Source organism: Ruegeria sp., from assembly GCF_040830605.1.
GTDB lineage: Bacteria > Pseudomonadota > Alphaproteobacteria > Rhodobacterales > Rhodobacteraceae > Ruegeria.
Genome location: NZ_JBFOMD010000011.1, coordinates 21,947 through 46,739 on the forward strand (window position 1 = coordinate 21,947; position 24,793 = coordinate 46,739).

The 24,793-nt window shown below is 63.3% G+C and carries 18 protein-coding genes and 2 tRNA genes; 7 read left to right on the forward strand and 13 right to left on the reverse strand.

What is annotated here, in order from left to right:
- The 4 genes from AB3N21_RS16365 (at nucleotide 1) to rarD (ending at nucleotide 5,677) form a co-directional block, all read left to right on the forward strand.
- Complete coding sequence (locus AB3N21_RS16365; RefSeq protein WP_367936225.1) at nucleotides 1-894, forward strand: homocysteine S-methyltransferase family protein; 894 nt, start codon at nucleotides 1-3, stop codon at nucleotides 892-894.
- A gap of 12 nt (nucleotides 895-906) precedes the next feature.
- Complete coding sequence (locus tag AB3N21_RS16370) at nucleotides 907-1,890, forward strand: GlxA family transcriptional regulator (protein ID WP_171177744.1); 984 nt, start codon at nucleotides 907-909, stop codon at nucleotides 1,888-1,890.
- Between the two features lie 89 nt (nucleotides 1,891-1,979).
- Nucleotides 1,980-4,433: an FAD-dependent oxidoreductase gene (locus AB3N21_RS16375; RefSeq protein ID WP_367936226.1), complete on the forward strand. Its 2,454-nt coding sequence runs from the start codon at nucleotides 1,980-1,982 to the stop codon at nucleotides 4,431-4,433.
- A 338-nt stretch (nucleotides 4,434-4,771) separates the two neighbouring features.
- Nucleotides 4,772-5,677, forward strand: coding sequence for an EamA family transporter RarD (rarD, locus tag AB3N21_RS16380; protein WP_367936227.1), 906 nt, complete (start codon nucleotides 4,772-4,774; stop codon nucleotides 5,675-5,677).
- On the opposite strand, the gene AB3N21_RS16385 is transcribed toward rarD, so the two are convergent.
- Both AB3N21_RS16385 and AB3N21_RS16390 read right to left on the reverse strand, forming a co-directional pair.
- Complete coding sequence (locus AB3N21_RS16385) at nucleotides 5,635-6,381, reverse strand: SGNH/GDSL hydrolase family protein (RefSeq protein WP_367936228.1); 747 nt, start codon at nucleotides 6,379-6,381, stop codon at nucleotides 5,635-5,637. The two genes, rarD and AB3N21_RS16385, sit on opposite strands and share 43 nt — an antisense overlap.
- Nucleotides 6,382-6,383: 2 nt before the next feature.
- The gene (locus tag AB3N21_RS16390; RefSeq protein WP_367936229.1) at nucleotides 6,384-6,794 is read right to left on the reverse strand and encodes a nuclear transport factor 2 family protein; all 411 of its coding nucleotides are present in this window, start codon (nucleotides 6,792-6,794) and stop codon (nucleotides 6,384-6,386) included.
- A gap of 98 nt (nucleotides 6,795-6,892) precedes the next feature.
- On the opposite strand from AB3N21_RS16390, the gene AB3N21_RS16395 reads away from it, so the two are divergent.
- Complete coding sequence (locus tag AB3N21_RS16395; RefSeq protein ID WP_367936230.1) at nucleotides 6,893-7,540, forward strand: RluA family pseudouridine synthase; 648 nt, start codon at nucleotides 6,893-6,895, stop codon at nucleotides 7,538-7,540.
- Nucleotides 7,541-7,602: 62 nt separating this feature from the next.
- On the opposite strand, the gene AB3N21_RS16400 is transcribed toward AB3N21_RS16395, so the two are convergent.
- The 4 genes from AB3N21_RS16400 to AB3N21_RS16415 form a co-directional block, all read right to left on the reverse strand.
- Nucleotides 7,603-9,018 carry an RtcB family protein gene (locus tag AB3N21_RS16400; RefSeq protein ID WP_367936231.1) on the reverse strand — a complete coding sequence of 472 codons (1,416 nt, stop codon included), beginning with the start codon at nucleotides 9,016-9,018 and terminating at the stop codon, nucleotides 7,603-7,605.
- A gap of 176 nt (nucleotides 9,019-9,194) precedes the next feature.
- Nucleotides 9,195-9,270: transfer RNA gene (locus tag AB3N21_RS16405), tRNA-Asn, on the reverse strand.
- 281 nt (nucleotides 9,271-9,551) lie between these two features.
- Nucleotides 9,552-9,625, reverse strand: a tRNA-OTHER gene (locus AB3N21_RS16410).
- Between the two features lie 272 nt (nucleotides 9,626-9,897).
- Nucleotides 9,898-11,454 (reverse strand): RNA-binding protein, encoded by a 1,557-nt coding sequence (locus AB3N21_RS16415; RefSeq protein WP_367936232.1) that lies wholly within the window; start codon nucleotides 11,452-11,454, stop codon nucleotides 9,898-9,900.
- 174 nt (nucleotides 11,455-11,628) lie between these two features.
- On the opposite strand from AB3N21_RS16415, the gene rtcR reads away from it, so the two are divergent.
- Nucleotides 11,629-13,191 carry an RNA repair transcriptional activator RtcR gene (gene rtcR, locus AB3N21_RS16420; protein WP_367936233.1) on the forward strand — a complete coding sequence of 521 codons (1,563 nt, stop codon included), beginning with the start codon at nucleotides 11,629-11,631 and terminating at the stop codon, nucleotides 13,189-13,191.
- 85 nt (nucleotides 13,192-13,276) lie between these two features.
- Here rtcR and AB3N21_RS16425 read toward each other — a convergent pair whose 3' ends face one another.
- From AB3N21_RS16425 to AB3N21_RS16435, 3 genes are all read right to left on the reverse strand, one after another.
- Nucleotides 13,277-13,744, reverse strand: coding sequence for a hypothetical protein (locus tag AB3N21_RS16425; RefSeq protein ID WP_367936234.1), 468 nt, complete (start codon nucleotides 13,742-13,744; stop codon nucleotides 13,277-13,279).
- Nucleotides 13,745-14,013: 269 nt separating this feature from the next.
- Entirely contained in the window at nucleotides 14,014-18,030 is a 4,017-nt protein-coding gene (locus AB3N21_RS16430; RefSeq protein WP_367936235.1) for a beta strand repeat-containing protein, read from the reverse strand.
- A 265-nt stretch (nucleotides 18,031-18,295) separates the two neighbouring features.
- Nucleotides 18,296-18,796, reverse strand: coding sequence for a helix-turn-helix transcriptional regulator (locus AB3N21_RS16435; RefSeq protein ID WP_367936236.1), 501 nt, complete (start codon nucleotides 18,794-18,796; stop codon nucleotides 18,296-18,298).
- Between the two features lie 238 nt (nucleotides 18,797-19,034).
- On the opposite strand from AB3N21_RS16435, the gene AB3N21_RS16440 reads away from it, so the two are divergent.
- Nucleotides 19,035-21,143 carry a sulfotransferase gene (locus AB3N21_RS16440; protein ID WP_367936237.1) on the forward strand — a complete coding sequence of 703 codons (2,109 nt, stop codon included), beginning with the start codon at nucleotides 19,035-19,037 and terminating at the stop codon, nucleotides 21,141-21,143.
- A 56-nt stretch (nucleotides 21,144-21,199) separates the two neighbouring features.
- On the opposite strand, the gene AB3N21_RS16445 is transcribed toward AB3N21_RS16440, so the two are convergent.
- From AB3N21_RS16445 to AB3N21_RS16460, 4 genes are read right to left on the reverse strand one after another with little or no spacing between them, the layout of a single operon-like run.
- A complete protein-coding gene (locus AB3N21_RS16445) occupies nucleotides 21,200-22,333 on the reverse strand; it encodes a saccharopine dehydrogenase family protein (RefSeq protein WP_367936238.1) in 1,134 nt (377 codons plus the stop codon).
- A gap of 3 nt (nucleotides 22,334-22,336) precedes the next feature.
- Nucleotides 22,337-23,392: a saccharopine dehydrogenase gene (locus tag AB3N21_RS16450; RefSeq protein ID WP_367936239.1), complete on the reverse strand. Its 1,056-nt coding sequence runs from the start codon at nucleotides 23,390-23,392 to the stop codon at nucleotides 22,337-22,339.
- A gap of 13 nt (nucleotides 23,393-23,405) precedes the next feature.
- The gene (locus AB3N21_RS16455; protein ID WP_367936240.1) at nucleotides 23,406-24,020 is read right to left on the reverse strand and encodes a glutathione S-transferase family protein; all 615 of its coding nucleotides are present in this window, start codon (nucleotides 24,018-24,020) and stop codon (nucleotides 23,406-23,408) included.
- Nucleotides 24,021-24,035: 15 nt separating this feature from the next.
- Complete coding sequence (locus AB3N21_RS16460) at nucleotides 24,036-24,686, reverse strand: histidine phosphatase family protein (protein ID WP_367936241.1); 651 nt, start codon at nucleotides 24,684-24,686, stop codon at nucleotides 24,036-24,038.
- Nucleotides 24,687-24,793: the final 107 nt, after the last annotated feature.

A 24,793-nucleotide genomic window follows, 5' to 3' on the forward strand; every position in this document is an offset into this window, starting at 1 on the left:
ATGGCACAAATCACGCTTCTGGATGGCTCGATCGGGCAGGAACTGGTGAAACGCAGCGGCGACCGGGCGACGCCGCTGTGGTCGACGCGGGTGATGATCGATTATCCCGATCTGGTGGGCGAGGTGCATGGTGAATACTTTCGCTGCGGCGCCACGGTTGCCACCACCAACACCTATGCCGTCCACCGCTCGCGCCTGGTGCGGGTGGGGATGGAGGATCAGGTGCCGACCCTGATCGACACCGCCCTGACGCAGGCCGAGCGCGCCCGCGCGGGAACCGGGAGCCGGATCGCCGGAGCACTGGGGCCGCTTCTGGCCTCGTACCGGCCCGACCTGAACCCTGACCCGGCGGACGCGGCGGAGAAGTTCGGCGAGCTTGTGGCCCTGATGGCGCCGCGCGTGGATCTGTTCCTGATCGAAACCGTGTCCTCGGTGCAGGAGGGCGAAGGCGCCCTGCGCGGCACGGAAGGCTGTGGCAGGCCGGTGTGGCTGGCGCTGACGGTGATGGACGACAACGGCACCTGCCTGCGCTCGGGCGAGCCGCTGGGCGACATTGCGCCGCTGGTCGCGCGCTTTGCCCCCGCAGCGGTGCTGATAAACTGTTCCCGCCCCGAGGCGATCCCGGCGGCGTTGGAGATCGTCAAGGGGCTGGGCTGCCCGTTCGGGGCCTATGCCAACGGCTTCACCCGGATTTCTGACGGGTTCCTAAAGGACGCGCCCACCGTGGATGCGCTGGAACAGCGGCAGGATCTCGGCCCGCACGCCTATGCAACCCTCGCTATGGGCTGGGTCGAACAGGGTGCCACCATCGTCGGCGGCTGTTGCGAGGTTGGTCCCGATCACATCGCCGAGCTGGCCCGCACGCTGCGCGCCGCCGGGCACGAGATCGTCTGAGGAGGCGGCGACATGGCAGTCAGAGGAGATTACGCATCGGCATCCGGCATTGCCCGGCAATGGCAGTTCGACATCATCGTGGCCGATGGTTTTGTGCTGACCGAGCTGGCGGGCGTGGTGGACGTGCTGCGGATCGCCAACCGTGTTTGCCCGATGCCGCCCTTCACCTTTACCTACCGCTCGCTCAAGGGTGGGCTGGTCTCAAGCAGTGCCGGGGCCTATGTGCCGACCGACCCGATCCCGGCGCAGCCGCGTGCGGATTATGTCTTTGTGATCGGCAACACCGATCCGGACAACCCGGAATTGTCGTTGGCGCGCGTGATCTCGGACTACACCTATCGCGATGCAAAGGTGTTCCTGCTGGCCGAGGCCGCCAGTCGCTACATCAAGGACAAGGGCGCCGAGGATCACGCGACGCATTGGGAAAACGCCTCGTTCCTGCGCGAGCGCGGCGCCGGGTTCGATGCCAAGTTCTCGATTGCCACCGAACATGGCCCGGTCGTCACCTGCGCCGGGATGGGGGCCACGGTGGACGTGGCTCTGGCGGTGATCGGGCGGCATATCTCGGGCGCGGCGCGGATGACCGTGGCCGACATCATGCTGCACGAAAACATCCGTGATTTCAGCTCGATGCAGCCGTTTTCCGGGATCAAGACCACCACTACCGGCGATCAGACGCTGGACCAGTGCATCAAGATCATGCAGGCCAATATCGAAGAACCGGTGCCGATCAACGAACTGGTCAACGCGCTGGGCCTGTCGAACCGCTCGCTGGAACGCAAGTTCAAGTCCTATCTGGGCACCACCCCCAACGGGTTCTACCGCGAGATGCGGCTGGCCAAGGCCAACAACCTGCTGCTCAACACCACCATGAGCGTGCGCGAGATCGGTCTGGCCTGCGGCTTCCCGAACGGATTTTCGGCGGTCTACAAGAGCTTTTACGGCATCACGCCCTTTGTCCTGCGCCGTCAGCGGAGAGCCGTCGGGCCGGGGTGATTATCGCCATTGGCGTGACGTTTTTGGTGGATTTTCTGCCGCCTTCCCATGGCAGGATGCGGCAAATCTGAAGATTCGGAGAGATGAGGATGGTTGATCTTCCCACCAAGGCCCGTGTGGTCATCATCGGCGGCGGCGTGATCGGATGTTCGGTTGCCTATCACCTGACCAAGAAAGGCTGGACCGATGTTGTGCTGCTGGAACGCAAGCAGCTGACATCCGGCACCACATGGCATGCCGCTGGTCTGATTGCCCAGCTGCGTGCGACGGCGAACATGACCAAGCTGGCGAAATACAGCCAGGAACTCTACGGCTCGCTGGAGGAAGAGACCGGCGTGGCCACCGGCTTCAAGCGCAACGGCTCGATCACCGTGGCGCTGACCGAAGAGCGCAAGGAAGAGATCTATCGTCAGGCCGCCATGGCCCGCGCCTTTGGCGTCGAGGTCGAGGAGATTTCCAATGAGCGGGTGCAGGAGCTTTATCCGCATCTGAACCTCGAAGGGGTCAAGGGCGCCGTGCATCTGCCGCTCGACGGGCAGGGCGATCCGGCGAATATCGCGCTGGCGCTGGCCAAGGGCGCGCGTCAGCGCGGCGGCATCGTCAAGGAGCGGGTGAAGGTCACCGATATCGTGAAAGAGGGCCGCACCGTCACCGGCGTGGACTGGGTGGCCGACGATGGCAGCGCCTCGGGCCATATCGAATGCGACATGGTGGTGAACTGCGCGGGCATGTGGGGCCACGAAGTGGGCCGCATGGCGGGTGTCAACGTGCCGCTGCACGCCTGCGAGCATTTCTACATCGTCACCGAAAACATCGACGGCCTGACTCAGTTGCCGGTGCTGCGCGTGCCGGATGAATGCGCCTATTACAAGGAAGATGCGGGCAAGATCCTGCTGGGCGCGTTCGAGCCCAACGCCAAGCCCTGGGCGATGGAGGGCATCCCGGACACGTTCGAGTTTGACCAGCTGCCCGAGGACTTCGACCATTTCGAACCGATCTTGGAGGCGGCATGTGAACGCATGCCGATTCTGGCCGAGGCCGGTATCCACACCTTCTTCAACGGCCCGGAATCCTTCACGCCCGACGATGCTTATCATCTGGGCCTCGCGCCCGAGACGGACAATATCTGGGTCGCGGCGGGCTTCAACTCGATCGGTATCCAGTCTGCCGGGGGCGCCGGCATGGCACTGGCCGAGTGGATGGATACGGGCGAGAAGCCCTTTGACCTCGGTGATGTGGACATCAGCCGGATGCAGCCGTTTCAGGGCAACAAGCAGTACCTGTTCGAACGCTCGAAAGAGACGCTGGGCCTGCTCTACGCCGACCACTATCCCTATCGCCAAAAGGCCACCGCGCGCGGCGTGCGCCGGACGCCGTTCCACCACCATCTGCTGGAACAGGGCGCGGTTATGGGCGAGCTGGCCGGGTGGGAACGTGCCAACTGGTTTGCGAACGAAGGGCAGGAGCGCGAATACCGGTACAGCTGGAAGCGCCAGAACTGGTTCGAGAACTCGGCCGCCGAGCACCGCGCCGTGCGCGAGAATGTGGGCATGTACGACATGTCCTCGTTCGGCAAGATCCGGGTCGAGGGGCCGGACGCGCAGGCCTTCATGAACTATATCGGCGGCGGCGATTACGCAGTGCCGGTGGGCAAGATCGTCTATACCCAGTTCCTCAACCGCACCGGCGGGATCGAGGCTGACGTGACCGTGACACGCCTGTCCGAGACCGCCTATCTTGTCGTCACCCCCGCCGCCACCCGACTGGCCGACCAGACCTGGATGATGCGCCATGTGAGTGACTTCCGCGTCACCATCACCGACGTGACAGCGGGCGAAGGCGTGCTGGCGGTCATGGGCCCGAACGCGCGCGCGCTGCTGGAGAAGGTTTCGCCCAACGATTTCTCGAACGCCGCCAACCCGTTTGGCACCGCGCAGGAGATCGAGCTGGGCATGGGCTTGGCTCGTGTTCACCGGGTGACCTACGTGGGTGAGCTTGGTTGGGAGGTCTATGTCTCCTCCGACATGGCGGGCCACGTGTTTGAAACGCTGCATGCGGCGGGTCAGGACATGGGTCTGAAGCTTTGCGGTATGCACATGATGGACAGCTGCCGGATCGAAAAGGGCTTCCGCCATTTCGGCCATGACATCACCTGCGAAGATCATGTGGTCGATGCCGGTCTGGGTTTCGCCGTCAAAGTCGACAAGGGCTGCGACTTCATCGGGCGCGAGGCGGTGATCGCGCGCAAGGAGAACGGGCCCAAGAACCGTCTGGTGCAGTTCAAGCTGACCGATCCCGAACCGCTGCTGTTCCACAACGAGCCGATCCTCCGTGACGGCGAATATGTGGGCTATCTCAGCTCGGGCAATTACGGCCACACGCTGGGTGGCGCCATCGGCCTGGGCTATGTGCCATGCGAGGGTGAAAAGGCGGCGGACGTGCTGGGCTCGACTTACGAGATTGACGTCTGTGGTGTGAAGGTCAAAGCAGAAGCTTCCTTGAAGCCGATGTACGATCCGAAATCCGAGCGGGTGAAGGTCTGAGCGGGTCGCCGGACGGGGGCTCTGCCCCCGTCGCGCGTCGCGTCCGGGGCTCCGCCCGTTCACAGGCGAAACTGTCCACCGGACAGTTTCCGGGAAGCCTGTTCACCCCACTGGGATATTTTCGAACAGAAGAAGGGCAGAACACGCTCCCCTGCTTCTTCTGTTCATAAATATCCCGGAGCGCGAGGCAGAGCCTCGCAATAAGGAAAACCTGAAAGCCGCCGGGTCGATGCGACCCGCTGCTCATCACAAACCGTGATGGCGCATCGCACAGTTTAAGGTGTTTCCTTTGTCGTCTGCCCTGCCATAAAGGCCGCCAGAATCGTGTGGAGACCGAGATGGCGCAGCAGCCTCACCCTTCCGAGAATGTGGACACGCCGCAGGGGCTGGCTTTTGCCGTCACGGCGTATCTGCTGTGGGGGTTTCTGCCGCTCTACATGAAGACGATTGCCCATATTCCCCCGGTCGAGGTCGTGGCGCATCGCGTGATCTGGTCGGTTCCGGTTGCGGGTCTGTTGTTGATCGCGCTGGGGCGGACGCGGGATTTGAAGGCGGCGCTGCGCAATCCGAAGATGTTGGGCATGGCGTGCCTGACGGCGGCGCTGATCTCGATCAACTGGGCGATCTTCGTCTGGGCGATTGCCAACGATCATGCGCTGGACGCGGCGCTGGGATATTACATCAACCCGCTGTTCAGCATCGCGCTGGGCGCGGTTCTGCTGCGCGAGCGCCTGACGAAGGTGCAGTTGGCGGCGGTGCTGCTGGCGGCATTGGGCGTGCTGGTTCTGGTGCTGGAGGCGGGGCAGATCCCCTGGGCGGCGCTGGGCATGATGGTGACCTGGGGGTTTTATGCGTTTTTTAAGAAATCCCTGCCCATCGGTCCCAATCAGGGCTTTCTGCTTGAGGTGCTGATTCTGCTTCTTCCCGCGCTGGCTTATGTCCTTTGGCTGGGCGCCGGGGGTGGCGGGCATTTCGGGGCGCCGACGATGGACACCGCCCTGCTGATCGGGGCAGGCGTAGTGACGGCGGTGCCGCTGTTGATCTATGCCAATGGCGCCAAGCTGCTGCGGCTGTCGACCATCGGCATCCTGCAATACATCGCACCGACGATGATCTTTCTAACGGCCATTTTCGTGTTCGGAGAGGCGCTGGACCGGGGTCGGATGATCGCCTTTCCGATGATCTGGTCGGCGCTGGTGATCTATTCGGTGCCGCTGGTCCGGCAGATGCGCGCCCGGGTCTGAGCGTGGATGTCCTGCGCCAGCCGCTCGGCCCATAGCGCATAGGCGCGCGGGCTGGGGTGGTAGCCGTCGGGCGCTGCCAGGGCGGGATCGTCGGGAAAATCCAGCGACAGATGGTGGGCTTGCGGAAACCGGGCGGCAACCTTGCGCAATCCTGCATCCAGACGCGCCGCCTGCTGGCCCAGAACCCAGGCCAGCGGTTGTGGCAATGCCGGAAAGCGCTGCATCTGCGGCACGCCGGTCAGGACCACACAATCTGCACCCAGCGGGCCGGTGAGATGCTTAAGCAGCGCGGTCTGGCGCGCCATGAACTGCGCCCGCGTTGTGGCCCGGGTCACGTCGTTGACACCCAGCGCGGTCACCGCCACGTCGAACGGGCCGTTGATCTGCCGCAAGCGGTCCAGCGTGTCGCGCGTGGTGTGCCCTGTGGTGGCCTCCAACCGCCACGCGACGCGATAGTCTTGGGCGAGGCGCTGAACGAGCTGGCCCGAGAGCGCCTGCGCCTGCGTCTCGGCCCCGACACCCGCTGCCGAGCTGTCGCCCGCGATCAGCAGCCGCAGCCGGGGGCCCTGCCCCTCGCACCCTGCGCGCGACCCCGATGGTTCCGGCAAAAGCCGGGCCGTGCGCCGCACCCACAGGCCCTGCGCCGCCAGAACAGGCAACAGCGGCAGGCGCAGGATCTGGTCGGCGGCGATCGGGGTGGGCATGGTCAGGTCAGCGCCTCGCGGAACTTCAGGAACCGCGCATCAGTCATCACCCGCGCGTTCATCGCATCGCGCAGGGCGCCGACGGTCTTGTAGGGGCGCATGACCACCTCGAACTCCTGGATCAGCCCCGCGTCATTCAGGGTGATCAGGTCGACGCCTACGGCATCCAGGTCGCCGACCTTGCACTGAAACTCCAGCGCCCAATCCATGCCTTCGCCCATGACCCGGCGATAGCGGAAATCCAAGAACACCTGCCCCACATGGCCCAGCACGGCAGCCACCGGCGCGCGGCCTGTCCATGTCTTGTAATAGGTCGGCGGCATGAACCGCACGTCCTCGGCCAGCAATTCGTGGATCAGGCTTTCGTCGCCCTTGGCCACGACCTCCTGCAGTCTGGCGATGGTGGGGTGCATGATCTCTCCTTTCCCGGTTGCGCCAAGGGTTGCGGAAGCGCGTCGCGCGCACAAGGACGACGTTGCGGGAGGTGGCGCCCTGCGATAGGCAGGCGCGCATGAGCGAGACCTATGATCCCCCGCGAACGCCGCTGGACGTGCTGCACGAGGATGCGCAGTTGATCGTGGTGAACAAACCGTCCGGTTTGTTGTCGGTGCCGGGGCGCGGAGAGCATCTGGCCGATTGCCTGCTGGCCCGGCTGCAGGCCGCGTTCCCGCAGGCGCTGCTGGTGCACCGGCTGGATCGGGACACGTCCGGCGTGATGGTCTTTGCCCAGACTCCCCATGCGCAGCGCCATCTTGGGCTGCAATTCGAGAAGCGGCAGACTCGGAAGACCTATGTCGCCCGTGTTTGGGGGCGGCTTGAGCCCAAGACCGGCACCGTCGACCTGCCGCTGATCGTGGACTGGCCGAACCGGCCCCGGCAGATGGTCTGTCACGAGACCGGCAAACCGGCGGTGACCGAATGGCGGGTGCAGCGCTATGAGGATGGCGCGACCCGCGTCCGGCTCAGCCCGAGGACCGGTCGCTCGCACCAGTTGCGGGTGCATATGCAGGCGCTGGGCCATCCGATCCTGGGCGACCCGTTCTACGCGGAGGGCGCCGCGCGCGATTTCCCCCGCCTGATGCTGCATTCCGAGGAATTGCGGCTGAAGCATCCCGATGGCGGCATCTCGATGAAGTTCCGGGCGGAAGCGGAGTTCTAGAGCGAAATCGAATTAATTTGCAGAGTTTTCGATTTCCACTGTGGGGGCCGCGCCGCTTTGGTTCAGCGCCGCCCCTTCCTCTTGTTCGCCCAGAACGGAGGGACATCGCCCGCCATGATGCACCCATAGGGGTCGATGTAATCCTCGATCTCGGCCAGATCAAAGGACTTTATCTGCGCCACGACGCTTTTCGCGCTCTTGTAGCTGGACGGCAGCTCGGACGCGTCGACCCCGCCGGCGTGAAAGCGGATATCCAGCCCCTCGGTCTCGGCCTTCAGCATCTGGTCCGGCGTCACCGACCCCATCCGGCGCTTGTGCTCGGAGCGCGAGAAGTTGCGCCCGGCCCCGTGCGGCGAGAAGCCCAGCCCTTTCCTGGCGTCCTTGCCGCGCACGACCAGCACAGGCTCGGACATGTTGAGCGGGATGAGCGTCAGACCCGTGGCATCCGCCGCATAGTCATCCCATGCCGGGGTCGCCCCCTTGCCGTGGTAGTAGAGATCGCCGCGTTTGAAGACGAAATTGTGCTCGTTCCAGTACCGGTCGCCGACATCGCCGATGCGCGCGGCCTCGACCGTCGCCTGATGGATCGCGTTGTGGTTTGCCTTGGTCCACTTGCGGATCAGTTGCAGGGCCTCCCAATAGTCGCGCCCCTCTTCGGTGTCTGCCGGGATCCAGGCGTTCTGTTTCGCGGTTTGTGGCGAGAGCTGCTTGCGGAACTTTTCAGCCACATGCATCCCGTGCTTATACAGAACAGCACCCGGCCCGCGTGACCCGTGATGGGTCACGATCGCCGTGCGCCCGGTCTTGCGCGAGCGTCCGACGAACAGGAAATGGTTGCCGTCGCCTTGCGTCCCCATATGCTCTTGCGCCATCCGCACGGATTTAGGGTTGTCCAGAAACGGGTTTTCCCGGAACGCGTCCAGCAGTTTCAGCGAAGTCGTGAACCGCTTGCCTTGCGGGCGGCCACCCGGGCCGAAATGCGTGACCGACTGCGCGGCGTCCAGCACCGCCTTGGGGTCGGCATGACCCAGATCGGTAATCATCACCGAGCAACAGATATCGGCGGAATGCATCCCCGGATGGATGGCATTGCGTGCCGCGGCCACACCGCCGACCGGAATGGTTCCGACCGGACCTGCCGGGCAGGCGTCGGGCATGATGGCACCGGCCTCGATCGTGGGCGTGCGCATCAGCTCGCCCATGGTTTCGCGTACCTTGCCGATGTTGTCCTGTTCGTCCGGGTGGCTGCTTTCGATGTTCTCGAAATAAGCAACGTCACCGGTCGCGCGCAGCTTCATCTGAATCGGCGCGGGGGGAATTTCGCTCTCCAGCTCCTGCCGGATGCGTACCAGCCCGAACCCTTCGGCCCGCATCTCGTTGGCTTTTGCCAGCAGCGCCGGGAAATGCTTGCCGGGGCGATGGCCCCAGTCTTTCAGGTGGTCCCCGGTCACCGGGTCGTATGTGTTTTCTTCACTCATCTGTTCAACTCACTCTAACACCAGTCACGACAACAAGGGGGTGACTTTAGTTCCGTCGGCATTCGCCGTGATACTTATGCCCGGGGGACAAGAGGTTCATGAGAGGCCTTTCGGCGGATCGTTTCGAGCGATGTACTCCCACGGGCATTCCCCCGGATGATTTCCTTTCGTTTCTCTGGCTCGGTTGGCAGGGCTCGAACCTGCGACACACGGGGTAACAACCCGCTGCTCTGCCAGCTGAGCTACAACCGATCATGTCTGGCCCCGGCGACAAGGGGAGAAGAAACAACCCGGAGACCCGCCCCGCATCTGAATGGGCAGATGCGTTTGCCGTCTGGGCGCCGGCAAGGAGGGGAGTTGAACCCGCTCGGTCTCCGGTCAGGTTGAGCCATGTAGTTCCTTCGGCATTCGCCGGGGGTATCCTTTCGTTTCCGGTCAGGAGGACAATCGGTTGCGAGACATTCTAACCCCGAAGGGCGAGCCTGAATCGAACAGGCAGCACCAGATGTAGTCTCGCAGGCATTCCTCCTGCTGCGAAGATGAAGGAATCGAACCTTCGATTACCGCTTGCAAATGCGGCGCTCTATCCAACACGAGCCCATCTTCGTCGGTTTCGTTTAGTCCCGGCGACAAGGCGGTCGCGTTTGCATGCAAATCGCGACCATGGTGAAACGCCTGCTCTACCTGACTGAGCTACATCGCGTCTGCGATGGCGGGATTCGAACCCGCGACCTGGAGAGTGACAATCTGTAGTTCCACCGGCATTCGCCGAGTTTGTTCCTTTCATCTCATCCCGGGTGGGTCAGGCGGACAAGTGTGTTTGCGAGACATCCGACAGGTTGCAGCTGTAGTCCCGCAGGCATTCCGCCTGACCCGTTTTCAAAGTTCGATCTTTTCGATCTTGCCGACCCAGTGATCCGAGCCGGCCCGACCGGCGGCAAATGCCGCGATCTGGCCAAAGACCGCATCCGAGAACCCGCCGATATTCAGAACGTCCTCGCGGGTCTGCGCCTGCGTGGTCCCGTATGGGGCGATGTCGATACAGACCAGTCTGGCCTTCGGGTTGCGACGCTTGATCACCTCCCATTCTTTCATCATCGCCGTTGCCTGACCGCCCGTGCGGGCATCCACCCACGACTGGTTGTCAGACACGAACACCACCAGATCCGGCGACCGTCCGCGACCGTTCAGCCACTTGAGCGGTGCGGAACAGTTGGTTCCGCCACCGCCCAGCGCGGCCAGACGCTCGGCATTGGTCAGGATCGTGTCCCGCGGCCTCAGACGTACATCGCGCACGTCGAAGTCGAACGGCAGCACCTGACACCCACGGTTCACCCGCGCAAACGCTGCCGCCGTCAATGCGGCCACGTCCACGTGGCGAACGGCCGAGGTCGCGCCCGGGCGATACCCGGTCACCGACCAGGTCATCGAGCCGGACACGTCCGGGCAGACGACAACCTGACCCGCGATCTTCGGCACGTTCTGCACCGCGATCTCCATCGCATCGTGCAGCGCGTCCACGATCTGATGCGGCATGTCCGCGGCCACGTTCTGCGCCGCCACCATCAACTGGTACGGAAACGCACGCGCCTTGGCGATGGCCTCGGGGTTGCGCAGCAGGGCAGCCACGTGCTCCACACTCCGGGCCACGCCGAAAACGCCGTGGCGGTGGAAGGTGTTCAGGTTCTGGCGCACCATCTGCCACGACCCGTTGCGCGCGATCCGCGCCCAGTCGTGGGCGGACAGATCGAGCTGCGTCAGCATCTGGAACGGCACATCCGGAACCGGCCCTTTGCCGGTCTCGTTGTAGGCCATCCAGCCGCGCACGGCCTGCGGCAGCAGCGCCGCGTTGCACGGGCGTCCGACGATCCAGGCAAACAGCGCCTCCCGTTCCGGGCTTGCCGGTTTCGGGTGCACCATCTTGATCACGTCAGCCAGGGACGGATCGTTGCCGATATTGGCGTTCAGCAGCGCCCGGTCGGAAGCCGCGTTCAGCCAGTTCTGCACCATCGCTTTCGGGGCCGACCCCAGGGATTTGCGCCCGGTTTGCCCCGAGCGTATGACCTGCACGAACGTGCGCAGCATCTTGCCGTTGTCGACCACGCGATCAAAGACGGCGCGGAAGAGCACCGGATCGCGCCGGGCCAGAACCGCCAGCAGCACCGCCGGCATGTCCTTCATGTGCCCGCTCTTGCGCGCATAGATCGCCGCCCGGGCCAGAAACCGCGTGTCGACGGCCTCAGCCACGTCCACGACATATTCCAGTTCCTCCTGCGGAGACTGATAGAACATGCCCCCAAAGGTTCCGGTCACGGCAACCTGAGCCAGGGCATGTGCATCGGAATAAGCGTAGGCCGGTGCCGCGTGGGCGTTCCTTGCAGTTGCCTTTGGCAGCAACCGGCCTTTAATCGATGCAAACACGGATTTGTTTGCCATTTCTCTGATCCTCTTAGTTAGCGAGGATGTTTTGGCACGGAACGCTCTGGTTTCCGACAAGAAATCGATTTTCGCTTAATGTTTTGTTTTTAAATCATAAAGCCGGATATTGCCGAAATGGGTTCTTCCAAATACTATACGTTTAGATACAAATCTATCCAAATGGATATACATATGAAGAATGTCGTTCTGGGCTTTTTGGGCACACAGCTTGATATGGGCAAAAAGCGGCGCTGGCGGCCGACGCTCAGCCTGATCCAGCATGAGGATTTCCCGATCGAGCGGCTGGAGATTCTGTACGATATGAATTTCCATCGTCTGGCGCGGCAGGTGCAGCGCGAGATTCAGGAAGCATCGCCGGATACCGAGGTTCTGTTGCAGAACCTGGATCTGGACGATCCGTGGGATTTTCAGGAGGTCTATGGCAAGCTCTTCGATTTTGCGCGCACCTACGGGTTCGATGAAGAGCGCGAGCGTTATCACGTTCACCTGACCACCGGCTCGCATGTGGCGCAGATTTGCTGGTTTCTGCTGACTGAAAGCCGTCACATCCCCGCCCGTCTCATCCAGACCGGGCCACCGGGGCCGGGCGAGGATGCGCCGAAATTCGACATCATCGATCTGGACCTGAGCCGGTACAACGCGCTGCAACAGCGGTTCGATCAGCTTTCGCGCGAATACAGCGATCAGCTGAAGGGCGGGATCGAAACGAAAAACGCCGCGTACAACACCCTGATCGATCGGATCGAACTGGTGGCCAGCAATTCGGATGAGCCGATCCTGTTGCTGGGCGAAACCGGCACCGGCAAGACCGAACTGGCCGAGCGGATCTACAACCTCAAACTGGATCGCCGCCGGGTCAAGGGCCGGCTGGTCCATGTCAACTGCGCCACCCTGAATGGTCCTGATGCGCTGGCATCCCTGTTCGGCCAGCGCCGCAGCTATACCGGTCAGGCCGGGTCCGAGCGCAGCGGGCTGTTGCGCGAGGCCGATGGCGGAGTCCTGTTTCTGGACGAGGTGGACGAGCTGAACCCGAATGCCCAATCCATCCTGTTGCACGCGATGGAGACCGGGCGGTTTTACCCGTTGGGCTCCGATCATGAGGTGACCAGCCGGTTTCAGGTGATTGCCGGCGCCAACCGTGACCTGCGCGCGCTGGCCGCCGACGACAAGTTCCGCCCCGATCTGTTGGCGCGGCTTGATATGTGGAGCTTCGTGCTGCCGCCGCTGAGGAACCGGCGCGAGGATATCGAGGCCAATCTGGCGTTCGAGCTTGTCCGCTCGGAGAAGAGCCTGCGCGTTCAGGTCGGTTTCAACACCGACGCGCGCGAGAAGTTTCTGCGCTTTGCGGAAAACCCGGCCACTCCCTGGCCCGGCAACTTCCGGGATTTCAGTGCCTCGGTCCGGCGGCTGTGCACTCTGGCACCCCGGGGACGGATCACGCGCGCCATGGTGGACGAAGAAATCGCAGCCCTTCGCAGCGGGTGGAGCCGGGCGGATGCGGACCACGATTTCCGGCTGGTTCACGCCGTGCTGGGGGAGGGGGTCAACGACCTCGACCGGTTCGATCTGGTCCAGCTTGCCGAGGTCATCCGGGTCTGCCGCGGGTCCTCCAGCCTGAGCGAGGCCGGGCGTACCCTGTTTTCGGTGTCGCGCAGCAAGCGGAAAACGCAGAACGACGCGGACCGGTTGCGAAAGTACATGGCCAAGTTCGGATTGGAGTGGGAGGCGATTTGACGGTCGCATGAGGGGAACACCCACCGGCCATGGTCAAAGTGAGCCAGATGGCGGAACGGATGTGATCCAAGCAAACAGGCAGGACTTATGGCACCCGGGACGCCAATTCCCGCGCCAACTCAATGGCGATGTCTAGAGTGGGCGCGACCACCAGCAGACCCACCTCGCCGCGCACGACCCGAACGGACGCCATGTCTGACAGCTCCTGACCCACGGCCAGATACCCTTGGATCTCGACCACTTGCCAGGGCGGGAAATCCGCCGTGAAGCTGCTGGCGCGCTGTATTTCGTTCAGCTTGTCCGCCAGATCCCTTGCGCTGCCGTCGGCATAGCCGCTGGCGTCCTCAATGCTGACTGCGACCGATTGGTAAGCCGCATTGGAGTATCCACAATAGGTGTCCGGCGTGTTCAGCGGCCCGTCGACGGCAGGTCCCAAGTGCTGCTCGGCGTCTTGCATGGTGAGGAGCGCACAGGGATCAATCGCCTCCGCCTGAATTGGCTGCGAGGACAGCATAACGAGGATTGGAAACACGATTGCGGCTTGGTTCGGCATCGGGCCGGATCGGTTGGCAATTGGCACTGGGGTTGACGGGGACAGGATATCACATCGTCAGATCGCGCCCTATCCTTGTTAGCCGACCTGCTGCATCGCCGCCGTCCGGAAAGATACGCCGTGACAGTTTTTTTCAACGCATAAGGCGCCCTGGCTGGAGTCCAGGGCGCCCTGTTTGTTGAGAGCTGCATCCGCTCACTAGCAGAATCGGCCCGTCTCCCTGACCGCGCTGCCCGGGGCAGGCGCGGTTCAGGGATCGCCTGCAGGCTTCAGAACCGCCACTCGTAGGAGGCCCAGACACCTTGCGTCGATACGTCCGCGCCCAGCGTGGATTTCGCCTCCAAAAGCAAACTGCCGCCATGATCAAAGGTCTTTTCATAGCTGAGGCCCAGTTCGCCGAACGTATCCGAGCCGCTGCCGCCGGACGCCAGGGTCGCGCTGTTGCCGAAGATCACGACGTCGATGGCCGAGGGCGCGTCGGCGTCCTGATGCACCGCCGCCAGCGAGGCCGAGAATGTTCCGCCTGCGGCCGGGGTGGCAAACGCGCCTCCGATCCGGGTTTCGTTGAAGGTGATTTTGCGGTCGCCCACGGTGGCGTTCGTCACGGATCCCGTCTCGGTGTACCCATCCAGGTTCTGCTCGCCATAGAGGAAGCTTGCCCGCGGGGTCAGGGTCATTCCGTTCGTCAGGGCCAGCTCGCGCTCAGCCGCGACAAGGGCGGTGAACATGTCGCTGGAATAGTCCGCGTTAGCATTGGACGCACCGATGATCGTGCGCGTTTCGCTGTGGTCCAGATTGCCGTAGCCCAGCCCGAAACTCACATCCGCAAAACCGAAGTTCTGGGCGACGATGGCGCTGAGGTAGGCCCCCGAGGTCTCGAAGGAGCTGGCCCCGAATGTGCCGTCGTTTTCCAGATAGCTGGCTCCGAACCCGTATCGCAGCCCGGTGCCCAGATCGCGTGTCAGCCCAGCACTGACGCTCCACATGTTGGACGAGAGCGCGGGGGCGCTGCCGCTGCCGTCGCGATCGCTCCGGCTGCCGGAGATCAGGACGTAAGGCCGGAAGCCTTCGATCGGGCCGCTGCCGCTGGTGCTGAGGGTGAAATCCCCACCACCGACACCGTCCCCCGAGGCGCGGTTGAGTTGCTGCCCAAGCGTGTAGGACAGCCCGGCGATCTCGAAGGCCTGATTGCTGTTGGGCTGAACGTCGTCGGTGTCGAATGTCGCGTAGACTGGCGCGCTTCCGCCTTCGTCATCCACGAACCACCCTTGGGTGGCGGAGGTCAACTCGGTCGTGAAGGTCCCGTTTGCGGTGTCGTCATCCTGGAACCGGTAGACGCGTCTTTCGCCCACGTTCTTCAGGTTCACGTCATGATCGCTTACACGGATTGTACCGTCTATATCCGCCGAGGTCTCGATGTTCAGCGTGCCGCCGCCATCCCCCAGAAACACCGCATAGGCGTCGCCGGACGACGTGACGGAGATGTCTCCGGTCACGTTGACCGTGCCTTGGGCGGCATCCACGTAGAGGCCATAGGCCTCGACGTCGGTGCCCTGGGCCGAAACCGCGATCGAGCCGCTGTGAGTCAGCACACCATCGGATGACAGCGTTCCGGCGCCCAGACCATAGGCGCGCACGGATTGATCGCCCGTGGCGGAGACCGAGATGTCGCCTGCATTCTCCAACATGCCGTCCACGTCCGACGCGGCGATGCCAAGCGCAAACAGGTCTGAGACGTCTGTTGCGGCGGCCGAGACCGAGATCGCGCCGGAATTCAGGAACGTGGCATCCGCCAGAATGTCGTTGGGCTCCATTCCCAGCGCAGCGGCAGACAGGCCGCCGTTGTGCTCAAGCTGGACCGCGATATCGCCGCTGTTCTCAAACGTTCCTTCGATATGGGAAACGTCGATGCCAAAGGCGCTTGCATCGGTGACATCGGTCGCGGCCAGCGCAACATTGATGGCACCCGCGTTGGAAAACTGTCCGTCGGTGCCGATGTCGCCTGCGTCGATGCCGAAGGCCATCGCCTCTTCACCCCGGCTGCCGCTCACCGAGACCGCGATGTCCCCGGTATTGGTCAGCGTGCCGTTGATGTGGCCTTGCGAGAAACCGTGCCCGTCCGCGTAAAGCGCGCTGTCGCCCTGTACCAGAACCGTTATCGCCCCAGAGTTCGTCAGGGTTCCGCCGGCCTCGACATTGTCGGTCTCAATGCCATAGGCCGAGACCGAGCTGCCGCCTGCGGTGCTGGCGGATGTCACGATATCGCCTGAGTTCGAAAAGCTGCCGCCGATAGTGTCGGCCTCGATGCCGGTTGCATTGGCGGTTGAGGCGCCGGTGGCCTGCACGGTCAGCGTGCCGGCGTTGACAAAGGACCCGGTGATATCATCCACCTCGATCCCGTCGCCCCGCGCAAACTCACCTTCAACGGCCACCGTGATGGCGCCTGAATTGGTGACCTGCCCGTCGACATCGCGGATATCCATGCCGTTTGCATGTGCGGATGAGACGCCTGTTGCCGATACCGTCACATCGCCGCTGTTGGTCACGGTGCCTGTGACGGTGCTCATGTCGATGCCCTCGGCAACGGCCGAGGAGCCCTGCGCGGTGGCCGAGATCATCCCGGTGTTCGAGAACTGGCCGCCGATATCGCGGGCATCGATGCCGGTTGCAGAGGCGGAATAATCGCCAACCGCCTGAACCGTCAGTGTCCCGCTGTTGCTTACCGTGCCGGTGACGTTAAAGACGTCGATCCCTTCGGCGGTCGCGGTTGAGCCGTTGGCAACGATGGACATCGAACCGCTGTTGTTGAGCGTGCCGGAAACCTCATGCGCCGAAATCCCCTGAGACAATGCCTGAGAGGTTGCCGTGGCGGACACGGTCAGCGCCCCGGTATTGCTGAGCTGCCCGTCGATATCGGATACGTCGATCCCCTGCGACCGTACCGACCCGCTGGACGCATCGGCCTGGACGGTGACAGCACCGCTGTTCGACAAGGTGCCGTTGATGTCGCTGGCCTCGATCCCTCTGGCCCGGGCCGAGGTGACGCCGCTTGCGACCGCGGACAGGGTGCCGCTGTTTGTCACCGATCCGTCGATGGTCGAGAATTCCAGCGCGTCCGCATAGGCGCTGGATGTCGTGGCCGTCGCCTCGACCGTGATCGAGCCTGCGTTCTCGAAACTGCCGGTTTCGCTGATGTCTCCGGCGTCGATCCCGTCAACGGATGCCCGACCCGCTGTCGCCTCGCCGATGAGGGTGCCGGTGTTCAGAACACTGCCGCTCACGTCCAGCGACTCGATGATGTCGAAGGAAGCGGAGCCTGTGTCGCTGCCGGTCATCGACACCGTAAGGTTGCCGCTATTCTCCAGACGTCCACTGATGCTGAGCACTTCGAGGGCGTCACCATTCGCATTCGAGGTCGCATTGCCCGAGACCGAGATATTGCCGGAATTGATCAGGGTGCCATCCAGGGTTATGACCTCGATACCGTCTGCGCCGGCTCTGGACCCGCCCGACGCATCGACCGTGATCTGACCGGAGTTTTCCAGAGTTCCGTTGAGCGTATCCAGAACGATACCATTTGCATCGCCGCGCGACCCGTCGCCCGCAACCGTGATGGTGATGGCGCCGCTGTTGCTGACGGACCCGTCCACGGTGTTTGCCTGGATGCCGTTGGCGTCGGCCTGAGTGCTTGTCTCGACCAGCAGATCGATTGTGCCGCTGTTGGACACATCTCCGGCGATGTTATCCGCCGCGATGCCGACTGCCGTGCCGAAGGTCAGGGCAGAGTTGGCGATACGGATGGTGCCGGTGTTTTCAACGGTGCCCGAGACCGTTCCGGCCACGTCGATACCCCTGAGATCCGCGCTGTCTCCGTTGGTTTCGCCCAGGGTAATCAGGTTGGAGTTCACCACCCTGCCCGAAACGTCCCCGTTGATGTCGATCCCGGCGCGGTTGCGGACGAGTCCGCCGTCCGAGATCAGCTGACCCGCGTTTTCCAGCGTGCTGGAATATTCGCTGACATTGATTACGACCAGTCCGGACGTGGCGAGCGGATCGACATTGATCGAACCCGATGCGGTAATCGTGTGATCCACGTCATCGGAACTGACGAAGGCGCTGGTTTGCGCCGAGTCGATCACGTCCGACCGGACCTCACCGGCAGAGATCGCCAGCGCGGACACCGAACACAAAAAAACCGAGGGCGCGATACTCGCTACCTTGCCTTTCCACTTGGTCAAACGCCCCCCGCGCGCCAGGGCGCGTTTTCTTTGCTCTGTCAGATTCATTCCTGCCTCTTCTGGCCTGAGTTTCCGTTCCCAGCACCGTCGGGTTTGTTTCCTTAGGGTCACCCGTTCTGGTGCATTTTGCGCCGTTTCGTGGCACACCCGAAAACCTCGGTATAGGGGCAAAAGAGGCGTAATTGAGGCCAATATGGCCCGTTATGACTTTGGTTTATGCCCTAATTGGCAATTGTTTAGGTGACCCAGCGTCAGAAGTCTCAGGGCGGGGCCTTGAAAGTCTCATCGTGACATGGGAGCGCACCTCGGAACCTCATCGTGACGAGTTGGCAAGCGACCCGCCATCGGTCAGGTCTTCGAGGAACGCGCTGAGCAGCTGTGCCTTACCCGCATAGCCGGATTTCTTGTAGATCGAGCTGGTCTGCGCCTTGATGGTGCCTTCCTTGGCGTTGCGAATCTCTGCCATCTCGGCGGTCGAGCATCCCTTGATTAAGAGGCGCGTAATCTCGCGCTCGGCGGTCGAAAAGGCCCATTTGTCGAAATAGGCGTTCAGCAGTTCTTCGAACGCGCCCGAGGCCCGGGCCACCTTATCCTCAAGCGTGTCCTGATAGCGGCGCATTTTCAGGATTTCGAGGCCCAGCATGATGATGGCCCCGAACAGGGACAGCATGATCAGGACCTCCCACACGTGGATCTCGTCCCACTCGTCGATCCACGCCACCCCCATGGCCTCGCCAATATCCTCAAACAGCATGATGCAGGCGCAAAACAGGGCGGCGAAGAATATGAATGTAAGGCGGCTTTTGGACGGCATGGATGGGTTCCCGAGTTTGCTGAGTTCTGTCGGGCGGCTGCTTATTGCATTCGGCACTCGAATCACAACCCGGAACACTGCGACTCAAAAGACCCATTCCGGTTCGGGGGCCATCCAGCCCGAAAACCGGCATCTCCGCATCAAAACGGGCCCCGCGCCGCCACGTCCAACTTATGTTTAGTTGCCGGGTGCCGGGGTTGAGACTAACAAGTGGCAGATCTCAAAAAGAAGCCCGCGCATGCAGACCCAAACCACTCAGACACTCAGCGCCGATCAGGCGATAGCGATGGCCCGGCAGAACTTTCAGGCCGGAGAGCTTGAGGCCTGCGCCTATCTCTGCGACCGGATTCTGGCGAGCCTTCCCGAACATGTCGAGGCGCTGCATCTGATCGGCCTTGCGCGGTTTCGGCAGGGGCAGATGGAGCAATCGCTTTCCCATCTGCGCCGCGCGCTGGACCTTGCCCCGAAAAACGCGGCCCTTTTGGCCAATGCGGTTGAGATCATGCGATCGGCCGGTCACCGGCAGGAGGCGGTCGAACTGGGAAAGCGCGCGGTTGCCGCCGCCCCTAAATCGGCCCCGGCGCTCGCCAATCTGGCGCTGGCCTATTACGATTGTGGAGAGTTCGACCTGTCGAAAGACCTGCACGAGCGCGCTCTGCAGCTTGCCCCCGGTCACATCTCATCGCTCAACAATCTGGGCAGCATGGCACGGGATGAAAAGAACCGCCCGCTGGCCATCACGTACTATCGCCGCGTCCTCGAACTGGCGCCCGACAATGCCGAAACCCATAACAACCTGGTTACGGTTCTCATCGAGGACGAGCAGCTCGATCTGGCCCAGACCGAGCTGTCACGGCTGCTGTCCAGGGCCCCCGGCAACGCCGAGGCGCATCGCAACCAGGGGCGCATCCACCTGATGTATGCCCAGCTCGATGCCGCCGAGACGTCATTCCGCCGGTCGATCGAGATCAACCCGGCACTGGCCCAGTCTCATGTCGGGCTGTCGCAGGTGATGCTGGAAAAGAACCATCCCGACCTCGCCCTTGCCGCGGCGCGCAAGGCCGTGGAGATCGAGCCGGACAGCGCGCTTTGCCTGCACCAGATGGGGCTGTGCCACAGCAATCTGTCGGACGAGAAACTGGCCGTTGACGCTTATGACAAGGCGCTGGGCATCGATCCCGCCTTTTCCGCCAGCATCATGGGGCGCGGTCACCTGTTCATGGAAATGGGCGACATGGCCTCGGCGCGGGATGCGTTCGAACAGGCGCGCGACCTGGACCCGGACGATCTGTACCCGACGATGGCGCTCTGCCGCCTCGATAAGGTGAAAACACCGGACGATCCGTTGCTGGCCGCGCTTGAGGCGAACATGCCGCGTTCCGGGAACATGGCGCCCCAGAAACGGGCCTCGTTCCACTTCGCGCTTGGGGAGTGCTACGACGCCCTGGGACGGTATGACGACGCGTTCGGGCAATACGCGATGGGGGCGCGGGTCAAGCGGTCGCTGCTGAGCTATGACGCGGACCTGTATGACCGGCACGTCGATCAGATCATTCAGACATTTACGCCGGAGTTCATTGATCATTTGCGGTCGGCGGCCCTGCCATCGGCGACACCGATCTTCGTGCTGGGAATGCCCCGGTCGGGCACAACGCTGACCGAATCCATCCTCGCCAGCCACCCGCAGGTTCACGGTGCGGGAGAGCTGAATGACCTGCAGCGGATTTTCGGCTTCGACGCGCAGGGCAAATCCAGACAGTTTCCCGAGACCCTGAAGGCATTGCCCAACGAGGCACTCTCTGCTCTCGCGCAGGACTATGTGGACCGGTTGACGGCGCACGCGCCGGATGCGGCCATGATCACCGACAAGATGCCCGCGAATTTCCACATGGTAGGACTGATCCACGCGCTGCTGCCGAACGCCCGGATTGTCCATATCCAGCGGCATCCGATGGACACCTGCCTGTCCTGTTTCACCCGGCTGTTCGAACGCAGCCAGCATCACAGCTATGATCTGGAGGAGTTGGGGCGGGCCTATGACGCTTATCGCCGGCTGATGCAGCACTGGAGACATGTTCTGCCCGCAACCGCATTCCACGAGCTGCACTACGAGGCACTGGTGGCCGATACCGAGCAGGAGGCCAGGAGCCTGCTGCAATATTGCGGGCTGGACTGGGATGAGCGGTGTCTGGACTTTCATAAATCACGCCGACGGGTCCGCACCGCCAGCCTGTCCCAGGTGCGCCAGCCGGTGTACCGGGGCTCAATCGAGAAATGGCGCCGGTATCAGGATCATCTGCAACCGCTCCACGACATCTTGGAGAAATGGTGCGGGCAGACAGCATAACCCTGCGGTGACAGTTTCCCCGGGCCAGGATCAGCCAAAGGCCGCAGGGGCTCAGGTTACCCCACCACCTGCAGATGCTGTGCCAGCTTGTCGATCTCGCCCATCCACACCTCAACCAGCTTCGGATCGCTGGGGGCTGCGTGCACGCCCGCCGGGATGGCGCGGTTCAGCACCGCTTCGACCGCCAGCGACACCGGCACCGAGACCAGACGGGCCATCGCCGTGCCGCGCGCATCGCCCCAGGCGTCCATCACATAGGTCTTGTCCCAGACCGCGACGCCATCCTTCTCGGCCTTGAGGCCCACGCACAGCACCACCCGGTCCGGCTCACCCTCGTCATAGGCGTTCTCGGCCCAGAACTGGTCGGACATCTCCTTGAGGCGCGCGTCGCCCTCGGGACCTGACAGCGTTTCGACCTCCTTGAACACGCCGTCCCACGCCTCAGCCCAGCCATTCAGACGCAGGGTGCCGCGGACGAATTCCCGGACCGGCCAGTTCTCCTCAAAATGGTACTGCGCCATGAAGGGCAGCGAGTCGCGGTTGGGGTAGACCTCGAAGCTCTCGGGCGTCGGCAGCGGCGCGACATAGCTGGAGATCGCGTCCCAGGGCCGCGCCACATCCAACGGCGCGTAGTTGCGGATCGAGCGTGAGGGCGAACGCAGCGCCTTGAGCACGCCCAGCGGCGACCAGCTGAACTTGTAGCGGAACGGATTGGGATATTTCGGGATGCCGCCGCAATAAGAAATGAAGCTCAGGTGGTTGGTCGCGTCGAAGGCGTCCGAGGCGCGATAGTCTGCCACCAACGCATGCGCCATCAGGTGGTCGATACCGGGATCGAGACCCACCTCGTTGACCAGCGCCACACCGGCCTCGCGTGCGGCTTCGTCCAGCGCGTGCATCTCGGGGGCGATGTAGGACGAGGAGACGAAGTTCGCACCCTTCGAGATCGCCAGTTCCGCCAGCGGCACGTGCCAGTCCCCGGGCAGCATCGACACAATGACGTCGCCCTTGGCAAGCACTGCGCCCAGCGCGTCGATGTCGAAGGCGTGGATGTCGTCGGTCAGGTCTCCGACCTCGTCGCGCGCCTTGGAGACGGTCCGGTTCCAGACGGTGACGGGATGATCCGTCCCGATCAGCCGCCGCAACCCGGGAATGGCCGAAAGGCCGGTGCCGCACCAATGGATGGTCATCTGTCAGATCCTCTCGATATGGGTTTGATAGGTGGCCTTGGCCCGGCCCCAGACACCGGTTTCGATACGCCCAAGTGTCAGCAGTGAGGGTAGCAGCTGCGCTGCGTAGTCTTCGGAGCTTTCGACCGGCAGCATCGAGGGCAGGTTGTCGATGGCCATCACGTCCAGCACCGGGTCGGAGGTAACGCGCAAGGTGGGTTGGTCCCAAGTGGTGGCGCGGTCATAGACCGGCACCGGGTTGTAATCGCTGTCCGGGTCGCAGGCCACGTCACCGATGGCGGTCAGCTTGCGCGGCGCGGTCAGCGCCTCACGCGGGACGAAGACCGGCGTGCCGGGGCGGGCGAAGATGCAGTTCAGGAACAGGTCATGGCCGAGGATCTCCGGGAACGGCCCGCCGCTTGCGGTCTCGGCCATGTCCCATTTGGTGACGGCAACACCCATCTCATCGCAGAGATCGGCGGCCCCGGTACCGACCCGGCCAAGCGCGCCGATGACAATGGCGCTGGGGCGGGGGGCGCCGGTGCCGCCCAACTCGGCGCCTAGCTCCGCAATCAGTGCATCCTTGCCGGGATAGACACCAACCGGACCGCATTGCGCGCCCCGCTGCTGCGCGGCCCATGCTTTCAGCGTCACGGCGGCCCCCGCATAGCCCGCCCAATAACCGAATGCGGCCACCCGGCGGCCGGTTTCATCCACCAGATATTCCAGATCGTAAAGCGTGCCGCCGCCCGCCTTGAACCGCTCCAGCAGCGCCCGGCCCGAATGCTGGCCCTTGAAGGCATGGCCGAACATGATGTGGCGATGCGGCAGGGGCGTGCCGTCCTCGGGCAGTTCCTTGAGGCCGAAGACGATGGCACCCGCAGGGGCCTCGGGCCAGCTGTTCTCGGCCGCGGTCTCGCAACCCGCTGCCCGGTAGCCGTCCAAGGGGATGGCGCGGACCGAGCTGTCCTCGATCGTCACCCGGATCCCCGCTGCAATCAGCTGCGCCGCCCCCTCGGGCGTCAGGCCCACCCGTTCCTCGTTCGGGCGCTGTTCGGCCCGGACCCAGAGATGTGTCATTGGCTGTCCTTTGCTAAAGCATACCGGCGGCCTTGACCGCCTGAACCGAGGCGCGCGCCGCCATCGCCTCGCGGAAGGCGAGGACCTTGGGAAAGGCCGAGACATCGACGCCGTCCCCCTCAAGCCAGCCGCACACAACGTAGAGGTAACAATCGGCAAGGCTCACCCGGTCGCCCAGCACGAATGGCCCGCGCAAGCCGTTGCGCTCGATATACGTGCATGAGGTGGTCATGGTCTCGGGCACCTTGGCCGCCATGTCCCTGAAGCTGCTTTCCTTGCTGGCCCAGCGGGGGCCGCGCAGCTTGTGGGCGTGGTTCACATGCATGGTCGAGGCCAGGTAATACATCACCTCTCGCATCCGCGCCGCCATCACCGGATCCTCCGGCACCAGCCCGGCCTGCGGCGCCTTGGCGGCCACGTAATCCAGCAGCGCGCCGGTTTCGGTCAGGATGCCGCCCTCGACCGCCAGCGCGGGCACGCGGCCCTTGGGGTTGATCTGGGCATAGGCGGGCTTGGTCTGCTCGCCGCTGGCGAAATCGAGCTTCACCGCGTCATAATCCAGTCCCGCCTCCTCAAGCGCGATGGCGACGGCGACGGAAATTGTGCCGGGGGCGTAATAGAGCTGCATCCCAAGCCTCCTGTCTTACAAATGGGTTTGCGCGAATTGCCGCTCTGGCGGTTCCAGATGCGGGACGGCGTTGAACAGCACCGGGCTCAGATGCGCGCCAATCGGGTAGAGACGATGCATCGACGTGTTCATGATGGCAAGGGCGACCCGCGCCATGGACGGGATGTCCAGCCCCATCGCCTGCCGCATCACCATCGAGATCAGCCCGCCCGAAGTCACCACGATGGCCGGTCCGCCCTCGGTCCCGATCTCACCCAATGCCTCGCGGACGCGGGTTTCGAACTGGTCGAAACTTTCGGGCGGGTCGGCGATCTCGCCCCGCGACCAGGCCACGAACGTGCGCGGCAGGTGGTCGACAAACCCCTCGCGGTCGTCTGGGATGGCGACGCCATGCTGTTCCTCAAAGCGCTGGGCGAGGGCGAAATACTCGATCTCGTTCAGCCGCGCGTCCTGCACCGGGTCCGCCAGCCCCATACTGGCCGCGGTTTCCAGATGCCGGGTCAGGGTGCCGCAATAGACCCGCGTGTGATGCGACCGCGTCTCGGCCAGATGCGCACCCAGCCAGCGGGCCTGCTGGTGGCCCAGATCGCTGAGGCGGTCATAGCTTTCTTCGTCGCGCGCCTCGGTATTGGCCTGACCGTGGCGGACAAGGGTGATGTGGGACATGTGTGCTCCTCTTGGCGCCAAGTCTTAGGCGAGGTTTCGGGGATGGGCCAGAGGGGTTTAGAGGCGGCTTGCGCGAATTTGTCAGCATGGGCGTTTGTGGCGCCTTG

What these genes read in the sequence shown, in the direction of transcription:
- AB3N21_RS16385 (WP_367936228.1), bottom strand. Translation starts at nt 6,381, where the DNA reads ATGCCCACCCCGATCGCCGCCGACCAGATCCTGCGCCTGCCGCTGTTG.
- AB3N21_RS16400 (WP_367936231.1), bottom strand. Translation starts at nt 9,018, where the DNA reads ATGAGTGAAGAAAACACATACGACCCGGTGACCGGGGACCACCTGAAA.
- AB3N21_RS16375 (WP_367936226.1), top strand. Translation starts at nt 1,980, where the DNA reads ATGGTTGATCTTCCCACCAAGGCCCGTGTGGTCATCATCGGCGGCGGC.
- AB3N21_RS16435 (WP_367936236.1), bottom strand. Translation starts at nt 18,796, where the DNA reads ATGCCGTCCAAAAGCCGCCTTACATTCATATTCTTCGCCGCCCTGTTT.
- AB3N21_RS16440 (WP_367936237.1), top strand. Translation starts at nt 19,035, where the DNA reads ATGCAGACCCAAACCACTCAGACACTCAGCGCCGATCAGGCGATAGCG.
- AB3N21_RS16460 (WP_367936241.1), bottom strand. Translation starts at nt 24,686, where the DNA reads ATGTCCCACATCACCCTTGTCCGCCACGGTCAGGCCAATACCGAGGCG.
- AB3N21_RS16450 (WP_367936239.1), bottom strand. Translation starts at nt 23,392, where the DNA reads ATGACACATCTCTGGGTCCGGGCCGAACAGCGCCCGAACGAGGAACGG.
- AB3N21_RS16415 (WP_367936232.1), bottom strand. Translation starts at nt 11,454, where the DNA reads ATGGCAAACAAATCCGTGTTTGCATCGATTAAAGGCCGGTTGCTGCCA.
- AB3N21_RS16430 (WP_367936235.1), bottom strand. Translation starts at nt 18,030, where the DNA reads ATGAATCTGACAGAGCAAAGAAAACGCGCCCTGGCGCGCGGGGGGCGT.
- AB3N21_RS16370 (WP_171177744.1), top strand. Translation starts at nt 907, where the DNA reads ATGGCAGTCAGAGGAGATTACGCATCGGCATCCGGCATTGCCCGGCAA.
- AB3N21_RS16445 (WP_367936238.1), bottom strand. Translation starts at nt 22,333, where the DNA reads ATGACCATCCATTGGTGCGGCACCGGCCTTTCGGCCATTCCCGGGTTG.
- rarD (WP_367936227.1), top strand. Translation starts at nt 4,772, where the DNA reads ATGGCGCAGCAGCCTCACCCTTCCGAGAATGTGGACACGCCGCAGGGG.
- AB3N21_RS16390 (WP_367936229.1), bottom strand. Translation starts at nt 6,794, where the DNA reads ATGCACCCCACCATCGCCAGACTGCAGGAGGTCGTGGCCAAGGGCGAC.
- AB3N21_RS16365 (WP_367936225.1), top strand. Translation starts at nt 1, where the DNA reads ATGGCACAAATCACGCTTCTGGATGGCTCGATCGGGCAGGAACTGGTG.
- rtcR (WP_367936233.1), top strand. Translation starts at nt 11,629, where the DNA reads ATGAAGAATGTCGTTCTGGGCTTTTTGGGCACACAGCTTGATATGGGC.
- AB3N21_RS16425 (WP_367936234.1), bottom strand. Translation starts at nt 13,744, where the DNA reads ATGCCGAACCAAGCCGCAATCGTGTTTCCAATCCTCGTTATGCTGTCC.
- AB3N21_RS16455 (WP_367936240.1), bottom strand. Translation starts at nt 24,020, where the DNA reads ATGCAGCTCTATTACGCCCCCGGCACAATTTCCGTCGCCGTCGCCATC.
- AB3N21_RS16395 (WP_367936230.1), top strand. Translation starts at nt 6,893, where the DNA reads ATGAGCGAGACCTATGATCCCCCGCGAACGCCGCTGGACGTGCTGCAC.